The sequence below is a fragment of the Aeromonas sp. 159 genome (assembly GCF_963862045.1).
GTDB classification, from domain to species: Bacteria; Pseudomonadota; Gammaproteobacteria; order Enterobacterales; family Aeromonadaceae; genus Aeromonas; species Aeromonas veronii.
Genome location: NZ_CAWLMI010000045.1, coordinates 41,787 through 56,194 on the forward strand (window position 1 = coordinate 41,787; position 14,408 = coordinate 56,194).

General features: G+C 47.0%; 12 protein-coding genes and 1 tRNA gene. 9 read left to right on the forward strand and 4 right to left on the reverse strand.

The annotated features are described in order from the left end of the window. Positions 1-51 precede the first annotated feature (51 nt). Together AACR14_RS09445 and AACR14_RS09450 are read right to left on the reverse strand one after the other, a co-directional pair. Positions 52-1,038: a DUF481 domain-containing protein gene (locus tag AACR14_RS09445; protein WP_019445966.1), complete on the reverse strand. Its 987-nt coding sequence runs from the start codon at positions 1,036-1,038 to the stop codon at positions 52-54. Between the two features lie 39 nt (positions 1,039-1,077). Further along, positions 1,078-1,986: a L,D-transpeptidase family protein gene (locus AACR14_RS09450; RefSeq protein WP_026035002.1), complete on the reverse strand. Its 909-nt coding sequence runs from the start codon at positions 1,984-1,986 to the stop codon at positions 1,078-1,080. A gap of 438 nt (positions 1,987-2,424) precedes the next feature. On the opposite strand from AACR14_RS09450, the gene AACR14_RS09455 reads away from it, so the two are divergent. Next, positions 2,425-2,514, forward strand: a tRNA-Ser gene (locus tag AACR14_RS09455). 330 nt (positions 2,515-2,844) lie between these two features. On the opposite strand, the gene AACR14_RS09460 is transcribed toward AACR14_RS09455, so the two are convergent. Both AACR14_RS09460 and AACR14_RS09465 read right to left on the reverse strand, forming a co-directional pair. Further along, entirely contained in the window at positions 2,845-3,288 is a 444-nt protein-coding gene (locus tag AACR14_RS09460) for a hypothetical protein (protein ID WP_026035003.1), read from the reverse strand. Then, positions 3,239-3,886, reverse strand: a complete 648-nt coding sequence (locus AACR14_RS09465) for a winged helix-turn-helix domain-containing protein (protein ID WP_019445970.1) — start codon at positions 3,884-3,886, stop codon at positions 3,239-3,241. Before AACR14_RS09465 ends, AACR14_RS09460 begins: the two co-directional genes overlap by 50 nt. Before the next feature lie 914 nt (positions 3,887-4,800). Here AACR14_RS09465 and AACR14_RS09470 point away from each other — a divergent pair. From AACR14_RS09470 to AACR14_RS09505, 8 genes are all read left to right on the forward strand, one after another. Beyond that, positions 4,801-5,586 (forward strand): ABC transporter permease, encoded by a 786-nt coding sequence (locus AACR14_RS09470; RefSeq protein ID WP_019445971.1) that lies wholly within the window; start codon positions 4,801-4,803, stop codon positions 5,584-5,586. 3 nt (positions 5,587-5,589) lie between these two features. After that, positions 5,590-6,240, forward strand: coding sequence for an ABC transporter ATP-binding protein (locus AACR14_RS09475; protein ID WP_019445972.1), 651 nt, complete (start codon positions 5,590-5,592; stop codon positions 6,238-6,240). 84 nt (positions 6,241-6,324) lie between these two features. Continuing rightward, a complete protein-coding gene (locus tag AACR14_RS09480) occupies positions 6,325-7,518 on the forward strand; it encodes a polysaccharide transporter (RefSeq protein WP_019445973.1) in 1,194 nt (397 codons plus the stop codon). A 212-nt stretch (positions 7,519-7,730) separates the two neighbouring features. Further along, on the forward strand, positions 7,731-9,320 hold the full coding sequence (locus AACR14_RS09485; protein WP_019445974.1) for a polysaccharide biosynthesis/export family protein: 1,590 nt from the start codon (positions 7,731-7,733) through the stop codon (positions 9,318-9,320). A 194-nt stretch (positions 9,321-9,514) separates the two neighbouring features. Further along, positions 9,515-10,828: a CDP-glycerol glycerophosphotransferase family protein gene (locus AACR14_RS09490; RefSeq protein ID WP_041201883.1), complete on the forward strand. Its 1,314-nt coding sequence runs from the start codon at positions 9,515-9,517 to the stop codon at positions 10,826-10,828. 14 nt (positions 10,829-10,842) lie between these two features. Then, positions 10,843-12,216 carry a bifunctional cytidylyltransferase/SDR family oxidoreductase gene (locus tag AACR14_RS09495; protein ID WP_019445976.1) on the forward strand — a complete coding sequence of 458 codons (1,374 nt, stop codon included), beginning with the start codon at positions 10,843-10,845 and terminating at the stop codon, positions 12,214-12,216. A gap of 4 nt (positions 12,217-12,220) precedes the next feature. Continuing rightward, entirely contained in the window at positions 12,221-13,372 is a 1,152-nt protein-coding gene (locus AACR14_RS09500) for a hypothetical protein (protein ID WP_019445977.1), read from the forward strand. A 19-nt stretch (positions 13,373-13,391) separates the two neighbouring features. Further along, complete coding sequence (locus tag AACR14_RS09505; RefSeq protein ID WP_152985330.1) at positions 13,392-14,327, forward strand: phage baseplate protein; 936 nt, start codon at positions 13,392-13,394, stop codon at positions 14,325-14,327. Positions 14,328-14,408: the final 81 nt, after the last annotated feature.

A 14,408-nucleotide genomic window follows, 5' to 3' on the forward strand; every position in this document is an offset into this window, starting at 1 on the left:
CCAAAACAGAAAGAGGAGCCAAATTGGCTCCTCTTTCTGTTTGCAGTTGACTCAGAAACTGGCGCCCAGATTGAGCAGGTGCCTGAATTCGGTCTCTTTGTACTTTTGCTCGAGACCGACGAAATGCACTTCGCCATCTTCCCACTCCATCTCGCTCGACCAGGAGAGGCGCAGGTGGTCGTTGAAGTAGTAGCGCAAGCCCACGCTGCCGGTCACATCTCGATTCAGAGTGATATAGGGGGAGGGTTGATCCAGATAGAGCAGATAGCGCCCCTGACTGAACAGCTCCAGTTTTTCCCGCCATATCGGGATGGGTTGGCGATAATCCCAGTTCATGCTGGCAAAGGGATAGTCGATGATCCGGTTGCCTTTGAAGAGCAACCCAATCCCGCTCTCTTCCCTGAAGTAGGTCTTACGCAGACCCCCCTGCGCTACGAACTCCAGCCGACGGCGCTTCTCGTTCCAGAAGCGGTAACCCGGCCCGGTACCATAGTCGAGGCTGAGGTAGTTGCTCTCCAGCATGTCATATTCGGCATTGAGCGAGCTGCGCACAAACCACTGTTGATCGAAAAAGTAGTCAATGGTCGGGTTCAGTTTGTAGTCGTGGTTATCGGTGACGCTGTCAGACGTTTCGTAGGAGTACTCTCCGGAGAAGCTGTAGCGCCAGTCCAGATTGGCCAACTCGGTCTTGCCCTTGAAGTTGACGTTGTTGGTGTGCTTGTCCTTATGTTTGAGCTTGATGTTGAGATCGCCACTACCGGTCCAGAGCCAGGCCTTGCGTTCATCCTGCTCATCCTTGAACAGGGTGAATCCACCTTTGGCGGTCGCCTTGGGTTTATCCTGATGCTCTAGTCGCCAGCGCTTGATGGCATCCCGCTTGACGGTAACGGCACCGGTATAGGGCAAAGAGATGCGTACCGACTCATCGCCAATCTCTTCGATGGTACCGGTCAGACGATCGCCATTGTTCATCCAGAGAATGTCCTTGGCCCACAAGGAGTGACAGGCCAACAGGAGTAGGAGGGGCAGGAATTTCATGAGGTAAGGTGACTCCGGTGCGACTTGGGCGCTGGTGACTTAGCCACTGACAAGTTGGCTGCTGATGGGGCGGGGCAGGCCGTTTTTGTTCTCCAGCGCCGCCATCACCTCATCCTGCATCACATCAGGTGCGCTGATAAAGCTCTCTATGGCCGGTGATAGCACCAGCGGTGCGCCATTTTCAAGCTCCTCTTCGGTGCGGGAGAGCGGGGAGTGTACCTCCAGCCAGCGGCGACCATCCGGTTCGATGGCTACCTTGACCGGTTGATTGATGACCCGCACCGGCGTGCCAATCGGCACAATCTTGAACAGGGCCTCGATATCGTCAGGTCGCAGCCGGATGCAGCCAGCGCTTACCCGCAGGCCGACGCCAAAATCCTTGTTGGTGCCGTGGATCAGGTAGTCGCGTTTGCCATAACCAAGGCGCATGGCGAACTTGCCGAGGGGATTCTCCGGGCCGGGGGGCACCACGGCGGGCAGGGTGATCCCTTTTTGCTCCAGCCAGGATTTGCGCACCATGGGACCGGGTACCCAGGTCGGGTTGGGATTTTTCTCGATGACGGTGGTGGTCATCTCCGGAGTCTCGCGGCCGATATCACCAATCCCGATGGGCAGCACGATGACCTCGTTCTTCCCTTTGGGGAAGTAGTAGAGGCGCAGTTCGGGCAGATTGATGACGATCCCCTCGCGAGGCACATCAGGCAGCAGCATCTGGGTGGGCAGCGTCAAGCGGGTACCCGGCTTGGGTAAATAGGGATCTACACCCGGATTTGCCTCAAGTAGCGCCAAAAATCCAATTTGCGTATTTTTGCCAACCAGTTCCAGATGTTCATTCTGCTGGATGATGTAATCCTCCAGCTCACCGATAAGGCGACTCCCGGCAGGTGGCAGCGGGTAGCGTTTGGCCTCTGCCGGCGTGGCGCAGAGCAGGATGGCTGCCAGCAACATGGAAAGGGCGGGCGTTAAGGGTAGGGGCTTGAGTTTCGGCAATCGCATAAGAAGATCCATCAGTTCAATCGGGGCGGAACATCATCAACACAGCCGCCAGGATGGCGCGATTGTTCCTCAATCAGCCCATGATTACCAGCTTGCCGCGCACTCGCAATGATGTGGGGATACATAGGAAACCTGCCAAAATCGGCATCACCCATAAATTTGAGCGCCAAGCAGGAAAAAGAGACGCCTCATGGCAATGGGTGAATATCACGATATGGATAATGGCCGGGTGTGTGAGCGGGTGGATACAGGGCTATACAGGGCGGCCTCGCAACGCGAACATCACGCGCCGCATTGTGAGCCTGCTCCCAGATAGCTGATTCAGCCATTTGATATCTAAGAAATTTTTATTGCATCCTCGGCCCAGCTTAGGTAAAAATCTCTCCCCACGGAGAGATGCCGGAGTGGCCGAACGGGATTGACTCGAAATCAATTGTGGCAGCAATGCCACCCAGGGTTCGAATCCCTGTCTCTCCGCCACACACCAAGCCCAACCTATTGAATAGGTTGGGCTTTTTCATTATTTTACTTTTGCTGATGTACCATTCAATATGCCATCGGGTATTGACTGGCATAGAACATCACTGAACAGCGTTGGACATTATTTCATTCCAGCTCGTAGTGAAAATTCCTCTACTTTGCTCACCCTCGGGCTCGAGGCTGGTCAGCTTGGACTATTCCCGTGGATGGGAACCAGGTACCTCTTTGGCATGATCTTCCCGAGGATAACTCATGCCTGTTAGGGGGGTAAATGAGGCCTTTTAGGCTGCAAGAGTTTGAACCACTGTGAATGCGATTTGGATCGTTTGGTTACCAGAACGACTGCTTACCGAGCGTTTTGACCTTCTGCAGGCGGTAGTAGGGATAGGTCATGACAATCCAATCTTCCTTATCTTTATGAATGATCTTGGCAATATAGAGAAAGTCATTGTGCATCACCGAATACACATTGCTATGGAGGTCCGGATGTGGTGCTGTTCGAGTCACTCTATTTGCAATGAAAATGACAGTATCACCACGTTTCCCTAACAAGCCTTCATGTTTAAGCACTTCACCCGTGGCCTTGTCATGCACAACGCTCTTGGCATAACCAAACTTGCAGGTTGAGTAGAATGAGAAATCATCGCGCTCATATTGCTGCTGATAATCACATCCGAGCCCATTGATAAAGGGTGTTGCAGAGTAAACCAGTAATATAGCGAAACTAATCCATTTTATGGATTTGAAGCTGGCCCAGTTCTTTATCGTATCCATAGAGGTAAGTTCCTGTTGATTCACCAACGGTTTGCTCAATATACTTTATGTCGGTATCACTGAGCTCTGAATAGCCACAGAGATTTGCCTTGTTGATCTTGTTACAGTGTATTGGTGTGTCGAGAGTGGTAATGAATAATGACCATAAAGCAAGAGCCGTGAATGCACTGTAAAAAATAATATTGGCGAGAATGGAACCTGGCTTATGGATGTTTCGTTCATGAATATAATCAGGACTTATTGCTTCAATAGAGCTGTCTTGGCTAAATACATCGTCATCTATTGGCGAGTCGAGTTCGATATTTTTATTTTGGTTGACCGCAGGGTGAAATATGTATCCTTTCCGATGACGCGTTTCAATTATGGGGCCATCGGTAATTTCTGCTAACGCTTTTCTGATGTTTTTTATAGCAACGGTCAGTGAGTTTTGCTGTACAACTTTACTTGGCCAGCCTGCCTCTAGCAAAATTTCTTTCTCTACCAGCTCATCAGGCCTCTCCAGCAGACATTGCAAAACCTGAATTTCGCTGGAGCTAAGCTGGGCAATGACTGTGCCATCCCATATTAACTCTCCGCTACTTTCATTTAGCGAAATCATATTTCAGTGCCACCAAATATCAAATTATGCACCCTTTATGCGCCGTTTAACATAATGGCTAGACATAAAATCAGGGCCGTATTGTAGCTTGTGATCACGTTTTTTCGCAATCAACTTGGGGCAATCAGCGGATAATCGCAGGGATTACGGGCTATCAAGCTTGTGAGTAATTACCTTGCTTGATGTGTCGTTGTGCTCATTTTTGCACGACGGAAACTCTGTGGCGGTGCCTTTTCGCCTGTTGCCTACTCGTCAATTGGCGAGTGAAACAGCGCTGAGTGATGGCTTGGAAACGGATGAGAATGTGCTCGCGATAGTGGAGGTCGCTGGCAGCATGGGAGAGTGCTGGGTGAGCAAAGGGTTGGTGAGCACTTCCTTGCCAGCGCTTCAACCTCATTTCTCATAATCAGGTCTGGCGCTCTGTATCTGGTCTATGGCGATGGAGTTGGTGATTAATGCTGAAAAGTATGTCTTTTTTGGTTTGTTAATTCACATTTCATAGAAAAATCACACTTATTTCATGGTTTTCTCATGGTTTCGAGTGGAAACGAAAAGAGCCTGTGGCTATATTGCCGCTCGTCGAAGAGACGGGTGATCCAGAGAGACATCATGGGTTGCAACAGCACTCAGACAAGCGAAGAGCACGTCAGTGTTTCTTGTCTCTGGCGATGAGACTCTGCCCCTGCTCTGGCCCGACAACGGAAAATGTCATTTCCGTGCGGTAGCTATGGCAAATGAAAAGCAACTAGAAAACGTGGCTTGAATGAGATTCGGGAATTGTCATTGCCGTGCGGTAGCTATGGTGTTTTACAAGTAGTTGACAGCCCTGGCGTACAGACGATGGCCGCAGGGAAACTCATTGAAAATGAGTGCCACATTCTTATCTATTACCTGAGGTGTTCAAGCCAACCCCAATGTTGATACAAAGACGCAGTCCTGCAGTGGTATTGAAAGATGTCACATTCGGATTATTGATGAGGGAGTTGAAGACCCGCTTTGGCAATTATCGCCTGGGATATACCTGGGCCTTGCTGGACCCCTTGATTACTATCACCGTATTCTGTGTCATATTCGGCATCAGGCAACGCAATGGTTTCGGTGGTGTTGAAGCTCCGGTGTTTATTGCCAGCGGTTATCTGCCATTTTTGATGTTTCTAAATACTGCCAATCGCCTGATATCAGCCGTCAGCGCGAATAAGGGACTGTTCTGCTATCGTCAGGTCACAGCCTTTGCCACCTTGTTCTCCCGATTTGTACTGGAATCCATTATCGGCATATTGGTGGCCATCGTATTAATCCTGATTCTGGTCTGGTCTGGTTTTGATGCGATACCCGATGATCCGCTGGCGGTGATCATGGGGTATGGCACCCTGATGATCTTCTCATTGGGCCTCGGTACCCTGCTTTGCATTGTGAGCAGTCTTTCTGCCGAAGTGGACAAGCTAATTCCGATCTTGATGCGTCCTCTACTCTGGATATCTGCGGTCTTTTTTCCATTAGCGGCTGTACCCCAAAATTATCAGCATCTGCTGCTCTGGAATCCAATCGTGCATGCGCTCGAGTTGATTCGTAGTGGCTGGATTGCTGGGTTTCAAACCCAGGGGGGGAGCTGGAATTATCTGTTCGGTACCACCTTGATACTTCTGGCGTTTGCGATGAGTGCCTATCGCTTGAGCCACCGTCGACTGATTGCAAGTTAAAAAATGATAACCCTCGAAAATGTCAGCAAATATTACCCCACCAAATTCGGGCGTAATTATGTCTTGAAGGATGTGAACTTCACTCTGCCGGGAGATAGAAATATCGGCATTCTGGGTGCCAACGGGGCAGGCAAATCCACCTTGTTGCGCCTGCTTGGCGGCATGGATATGCCGAGCCGCGGCAAGATCACCCGCCACAGTCGGGTCTCCTGGCCGCTGGCGCTGAGCGGTGGATTTCAGGGCAGCATGACGGGTCGTGAAAATACCCGTTTTATCTGCAGGATCCATGGCATTCATGACACGCGCCGGGTCGAGGAGTGGGTCAAGGGCTTTTCCGAGATAGGCCAGCACTTCGAGCTGCCCATTAAAGGCTATTCAAGCGGGATGAAGTCCAAATTCTCGTTTGCGGTCAGCATGGCGTTTGATTTTGACATCTATCTGACCGACGAGATCACCTCGGTGGGGGATGCCAGGTTCAAGCAAAAGTGTATCGATGTCTTCAACCAGAAGCGAGAAACGGCGAGCCTCATCATGGTCTCCCACGATATGAATACCCTGCGCAAGCAGTGTGACATGGGGATTGTGCTGAACAATGCCAGCCTGACCCTCTATCCCGATATTGAAGAGGCCATCGCGGTCTATCAAAAGCTGTAACCACTGTTTTCACACTCATTTTTGTCACGATGCCATGTCGGTTCGCGCGATGCGGGCCACTTGCCATCCTCACTTCGGATAGTCATGAACACCAGCACCATCAAGACCCATATCGGTCGCAAGCTGCGCAAATTCAGGCGCGACCCCAAACGCTTCCTCATCGATTCCAGGGGATATCAGGTTGCCCACTTCTCATGGCAAAAGGCTGTCAGGCTGGGCAGCTTTCTCTGGGTCTTGCTCTGCTTTGGTGTGGCGACCCTCTATTACGTTGCCATCGCCAGTGATCGCTATGTCAGCGAAGCGAGCATCATCGTCAAGCAGGCAGATCAACTCAAGATGATGCCGGATGCCCTCTCCATGCTGGGGCTTGGTGGCAGCAATCATCAGGATGTGCAGGTGCTGCATGCCCATCTGAGCTCATGGGACATGCTGCAGCGGCTCGACAAGGCGCTCGACCTCAAGGGGCACTATCAGAGTGGTCACGCTGATTGGTTATCACGTCTCTCGCTGGATGCCAGCAATGAAGAGTTTCTTGCCTACTACCGTGACCATCTCACCCTGACCCTTGACGAGCTGTCGGGGATCCTGACCATCCGGCTACAGGCATTCGAGCCCGAGTATGCCCGCGAGGTGGTGGCCCTGATGCTGAAAGAGGGGGAGGGCTTTATCAACCGACTGGGCCATCAGGTCGCCCTCGAGCAGCTCGCCTTCGTCGAAAACGAGGTGGCCCGTTCCCACGAGCGGTTGCAGGCCGAGCGGGACAAGATGCTGGCGTTTCAGAATCGCCACAAGCTGATGAGCCCTGAGGCCACCAGCAGCGCCATGCTGGGATTGGTCTCGGAGCTGGAGGCCGAGTTGGTGCGCCAGGATACCGAGCTCAAGCGGCTGCAAATCTACATGAATCCCAAAGCGCCTGATGTGGTGGCAGCCAAAGACCGGGTGGACGCGCTGACCCGCCAGCTGGCACAAGAGAAGCGGCGGCTGACCAGCAACGAGGAACAGTCCCTTAACGAGGTGAATGCCGACTATCAGGCGGTGCAGGTACAGACCCAGCTGGCGGCCGACATCTACAAAACCGGGCTGGTCAGTCTGGAGCAGGCCCGAGTCGAAGCCTATCGCAAGCTCAAGCACCTGTTGGTGGTGAGTACGCCAAGTGCTGCACAGGAGGCGCAGTACCCGCGCCGCCTCTACAACCTAGCCACCATTGGCGTGCTGCTTTGCCTCTTCTATGGCCTGGTGGTAATGGGACTCGCCACCTTGCGCGAACATCAGGATTGATGGCCACTGCTACCCGCCAGCACGGGTAGCAACACCAATTGATACTCGTCCTTTTCAATACCCGATGGCGCAGTGCATAAACTTGCGCCCCGCAGGAGCTTACCTTGATTTCAACGTTGTTCTCTCGAACCCGTGACCCCGGACGCAACCGGCGGTTAACGTCTATCCACTTCAATCTCCGCACCACATCACTGGCGCTGGTTGCCGCATTGATGACCCCTCAGGCTTATGGACTGGAGGTCGCCCAGGAGGCGGCGCCGGTGCGCAAGGTGGTGAGCGACACCCAGACTCGCGATCCCGTCTTTGGCAACTGGCTGTTTCGCGGCGAGTTTGCCCGTGAATCGTTCAACGGCTTCAACCCCGATTATCGCATCGCCATCGGCGACAAGCTGCAGGTGCAACTGTGGGGCGGGGTCGAGTTTGAACAGAGCCTGCTGGTGGATCACCAGGGCAATATCTTTCTGCCCAAGGTCGGGCCGGTCAAGGTTGCCGGAGTGCGCAACGAGCAGCTCAATGACACCCTGCTTGGCGCCATCACCCGCGTCTATCAAAAGAACGTCAGCGTCTACGCCACCCTTGATGTGAGCCAGCCGGTCAAGATTTTCGTTACCGGCTTTGTCAATCAACCGGGCCTCTATGCCGGCCAATCGGGGGATTCCATCCTCTATTTCCTCGACAAGGCGGGTGGCATCTCCCCCGAGCGTGGCAGCTATCTGGATGTGGCGCTCAAGCGCGGTGGCAAGACCCTGCGCAATTTCAACCTCTACCAGTTTTTGCTAAACGGCAATCTGCAGCCGACCCAACTGCGCGACGGCGATACCCTGGTGGTGGCGCCGCTGCGCTATCAGAGCACGGTGCGTGGCAAGGTGGCCAATGCCAACAAGTTTGAGATGGCCACCCCCCATATGACCCTGGCCGAGCTGTTGCAACTGGCCAGACCCGATGCAGATGCCACCCATATCCGGGTCAGCCGCAATCAGGGGGAAGATATCCGGATGGATAACTATCCCCTCAGTGATGCTGCTACTTTGGCTCGGGTAATGGTCAGCAGCGGCGATACCGTGGAGGCTATCGCCGACAAGCGTTATGCCTCCATCGCGGTACGCATTGAGGGGGAGCACGACAGCGAGCAGGAGGTGGTACTGCGCTACGGCGCGCGGTTGGGCGAGGTGCTCAATGGCCTGAAATTGACCCGCGATGCCGATATCAATGCCATTCAGCTCTATCGCGACTTGGTCAAGGTTCGCCAGAAAGAGATGCTGGGCTCCTCCCTCAAGGCTTTTGAAGCGAGCATTCTCACCGCCCGCTCCGCCTCCGATGGTGAAGCCAGCTTGCGCAAAAGCGAGGCGGACTTGCTGATGCAGTGGGTTACGCGGGCCAAAGAGATCGAGCCAAGCGGTCAGGTGGTGCTGGCCAACGCCCCCAATCTGGAAGAGGTACGTCTTGAGCCCGGCGACATCATCCGCATTCCGCGCCAGACCAATCTTGTGATGGTGCACGGGGATGTGATGTTCCCGAACGCTATCCTGGCGGATCAGAAACGCACCGTGGCGGACTATATCAATCTGGCCGGTGGTTTTACCCAGAAGGCGAGCAACTCACGTATCCTGCTGCTGCATCGCGACGGCACCTTTAGCCAGATAGAGAAGAGCGAACTGGACGATAGAAATATTCGCGTAACCCCGGGCGACGAGATCTTTGTCTTGCCGCAGGTTGAAACCAAATCGCTGCAAATTACCAAAGACTTTACCAGCGTGCTTTACCAGATCGCCGTGTCGGCGGGTGTACTACTTGCTATCTAAACTGATTAGTGTGTGATTTTTTATTAAATGCAATCTACATATAAATATCAGCTAAGAAGGGCAGAGAATCATCGAAATGGCATTGAATATTTTCTTTAACAATTAAGTCAAGTATTGGATGAAAAATCTGGTTTAGAGATCTTTATGTTATCAATGATCTTTTATTTTGAATGAAATTAAAATTGGATTGTATCATGTCTAAGTTTACAAAATTATTGAACACCCCTACACTTTTCATTTCTGATATGCTGAAAAAGAAAGTTTCACTTTTAAATAGAGTTGGCTTAACTAATCAAAGTACATCACCAACCCCCAAAAAAAATGTTGCTCAAGCCAAAAAAAAATCACCTTCACCTGTTACTGTAATTACTAAAAACAGTCGACTTTTTTCGAGGATTGCTCATTTGCTCCATACTGGGGAGGGAATGACACATGGTCCTTCACATCTTGAACTGTGGGTAGGTGAATTTATATCTTCCAAAGAAGAATTTTCAATTTTAGTCCGAGATTTTAATTTGTATAACTGGGCGGTTGATAAATACCCATACTTGAATATTATTTATGCAAAAAATCCTACTGATGTGGAAAAGGTATTACATAAGCTCCCATTTCTTAAGGCTATTTATTACTTTTCCAATACAGGAAACCTCATTCATACTTTGCGTTATAATCGTTACCAACACATTTTTTTAGGACATGGAGATAGTGATAAATCTGCCAGTGCTCATAAGTTTTTCCGTGTGTACGATGAAATATGGGTAGCTGGTCAGGCACATATAGATAGATTCAAAAATGCAGGTTTTAATACCGCGCATATTGACTTTGTAAAGGTGGGGCGCCCCAATTTAAAACACATTATAAAAACTTCAATTGATAATGAAATTGAAATTAAAAATAAAATTTCTAAAGTAACCTATTTTCCTACATGGGAAGGTGTTTATGAAGAAAACAATTACTCTTCTGCTCATCTGTCAGTTATTCTTCTGTCAGAAATTCAACGTAAGCTGAACTGTAAAATATCAGCAAAATACCACCCTGTAACAGGTTCTCGTGATGTAACGCTAAAAAATATTACTACATCTTTACAGGTGGAGTTTGCAGACCGTACTTATATGTTGGATGTGGCGGAAAAGAGTACTCCAATCTCAAATTTAATAGTCGGTAGCGATGCTTTTATATGTGATATATCTGCAGTAGTGAGTGAGTGTATCTCATCGCTATCGCCAATTTTCATTTATATTCCTACTGACAGGGATATTTCAACATCTAGTAGCGATATGCAGTATGCAGATTATGCATATGTATTTAACAATATACCTCAACTTATGGAGCTTATAGATGATGTGCTAATAAATGGTAATGATTATCTAAAAGAGGCAAGATACAAAGCTCTGGACTATTTATTGTCGATTGATAAAACAATCAACGATACATTTGATCACGAACTTCAACGAGTCAGTGCAGATAAAGAGTTAAATGCCAACCCACGTGACTTTGTTAATCAATAAGAGATGTATTAATAATGAAAAATATTGCAGTGGTTTTGTCCGGTGGTGTCGGTTCACGCTTTGGAGGAACACTCCCTAAACAATTTACAAAGTTGGCCGGAAGAGCTGTTATCGAATATACGATAGATGCATTTAATAATGCCAGTGAAATCGACGAGGTTGTTATTGTTTCCCAACCAGACTATATTGATCTGACTTGGAGTCTAATTAAAAAAAATAAATGGGGGAAAGTTACCAAGGTATTTGTTGGGGGTAATGAAAGATTTAACTCTACCTATTCAGCACTGCAGGGTCTTGAATACGTTGACAATAATGCCAATGTTCTTTTTCATGATGCAGTTCGTCCATTAATAACTGAAGAGATTATTCATGATTGCATCCACGCTTTGCAGTATTATGATGCTGTAGATGTTGTTATTCCATCTGCCGATACTTTGGTTGAAGTATATGATGATGGGTGTATTGCTAATATTCCAAATCGTTCTGTTATGCGACGCGGTCAGACTCCTCAAGCATTCAAGCTGGGGGTGATAAAACTTGCTTATGAGAAAGCCATTGTCGCCCAGAAGTTTACATTTACCTGCGACTGTGGTGTCGTTCGCTCAATGATTCCAGGCGTTAGAGTTGCAACCGTTAATGGTAGCGAAGCTAATATGAAAATAACTCAACCAATTGATCTTTTTATTGCTGAAAAGCTGCTGCAAGAATCAAATGACATTCCACTATCTATAGATAAAGATCTAGGGTTTTTACGTAATAAAAAAATAGTCGTTTTTGGTGGCAGTAGTGGTATTGGGCTTGAGATCAAAAACAATGCAATATTACTTGGTGCTAAGGTTGAAGTAGCCAGTCGATCATTTAATGGTATCGATATCACTGATATTGACTCTATAAAAGATTATCTTTTGCGTATAGAGGATAAATTAGGCTCTATTGATTACATTATTAACACCGCAGGCCTTTTAATCAAGAAACCAATCGATGCGCTTTCTATCGAAGAAATACATAGCTTGATCGGTATTAACTACCATGGGGCAGTAAATGTTACTGTCGCGGCCAAGCCATTTCTAGCCAAGACGTCTGGGATGTTGATTAACTTTACATCCAGTTCTTATACTCGTGGTCGTCCTTATTATGCGCTCTATTCATCCACCAAGGCGGCGATCGTTAACTTTACTCAAGCGTTGGCTGATGAGTGGAGTTCTGAGAAAATAAAAATTAACTGTATCAATCCTGAACGCACAGCAACACCTATGCGCACTGCTAATTTTGGTATTGAACCAGAGGAGATGCTACTAAGCGCAAACGAGGTAGCTCTTACAACGCTTCAGGTGTTGGGAACGAATAAAACTGGATTGATTGTTGATATTCGTAAGGATGGTCGGTAACACAATGAATAATGTGCCTGAAAAGTATTATTATATTTACATGGACACCAAGATAAGTGGGGCGATTGAGCAATTGGTTAGGTATTTTCAGGCACAGGTTTTCACTCAGAAGGCCTGTATATGTGTGCTTTGCAAGTATTATATAGATATTGAAAAGTCGTTTAGTAAAAAATTCACTGAAAATAATATAACTTTCAAATTTATAAAAAAGCACTCTGACATTAAATTAGAAAACAATAAAACTGTATTTTATCTTTTCAATGCGCAATCAAACTGCAGGCTAGTCGCAAACCGTAATTTAACACATATTTTTGTTACCCATGGTGAAAGTCATAAACTAGCATCAATAAAACCAATTGTCAGAATCTATGATTATGTGGTTACATCAGGTCAGGTTGGTATAGACCGTTATCTAAAATCTGGGATTTTCTCTAAGTACGATATTCAGAATGGGAAAGTTATCACTCTAGGTAATACGTTTGTTGGTAGCAATAAATATTTTTATGATGAACATTCCACCGCTTTGGTTTATGCTCCCACATGGGAGGGTGGTGTGCCAGATGAAGATTATTGCTCAGTATGTGTCGCTAACACAAAAAAAATAATAGAATTTTGTCACTTGTATAAAATCAGCACCGTTTACGTACAATCCCACCCTAACTTAGGTCATCGAATCAAATCTAAGAAAAATGATTTGTTAATTATGATGAATATGCTTGATATAGCAGGGCTAAAGAGCTATTTAATTGGGGCCTCACCAGCTAAACGAATTGTTGATTTATTCTCCAAGCGTAAAAACAATGTGGAATTACCAGAACGACTGTCAGTTCAATATGCTTTAACTGATATTTCTGCAATGGAGGTTCAATTTTTATATAAAGGGATTCCATGTAGTTTATTTACAGATAAAGTAAAAGTAAGAAATCTAGCAATACCTAAAGTACTTATCGAACACTATAAAGACCGGTTTATATATAGTGATAGCGAATCAATTATTAAGTGCCCACCAATGAACAAAGAGTATTACAGCTATTTTTTTTCATACCCAAGTGAACTTGATAAGTCGATGTCTTTTAATGAAAGAGTTACTTGGCTATGCAAACATACAGAGAAAGAGCGAGCTTTTATAAATAGAAAGCTATTTGATTGCTTTTGATGTTTTTTAATGGTCTGTAATGATGAAATATTTAATTTTTACACTTGCACTGCTATCTCTCCCTAAATACTTGCTTGCTAAAGATGAGGGAAGTATTAACCCATGTGGTGGGATTATGCAAAGCTCTTACACCTCACTCAACTTGGTGAGAAATGGGGCAGGGAGAAACAATGTCATCCAGGGTATTGCATTAGACCAAAAAAATAATTTTCTTTACACTCTTCATGTAACAGGGAAGCCTGAAGCTGGAGTGATTAATCGCTTTGATTACACTGATACGGTTTCAGCTATAGCAATTTCTACACAGTTACAATCTAAATTTATCGGCCATCAAGGGGTCAGTGTTAACCCCATAGATGGTAGTTTATATTCATCGGCCGGTACAGAAGTTAAAAACAGAGGGTGGTATATCACAAGATTTACATTTTCCGCTGGCAGTAAACCGCTGAATTTAAAAATAATAAAAGCATTTGGTGATGGGTATAGCAAAACAACAAATAGCATGCCTACATTTACGCCAAGCGGAGATATTCTTATCGTTAGAGGGAGGAAAAATGGTAAAAATGTTTTGCGTCTCTACGATCACAACAAAATAAAGGATGATGACGACCTATCATCATCCTTTATTGTTGAGTGGGGCGTAGATGCTGGTTTAACTAAAGATGGATATCATTTTCAAGCAATTACAGCGGATGATAGTCATATTTATACTTTGAGTGGTAAAGATGATTTATTGCCTAAAAGGCTGTTTACTTATGACTTTAATGGTAATTTGATTAATAAAGAAGAGAACATTGTTATTGGTTGGGATATTGCAGCAACCACTGGCATGGGAACGCATTGGGAACCTGAGGGGTTGAGTTATGATTATATTAAAAACAAACTGCTCATCGCATTTTCTGTAGGAGATAAAGGAAATCGTAAGGCTATTGTTTTTTTCATATCCAAAAAATAAAGGTGAATGTTGGTTGTGTGAGGTTGTAAATAATTTGTTGTAACTGCCAACTACATTACAGGTGACCGCTTGGGTGACCAC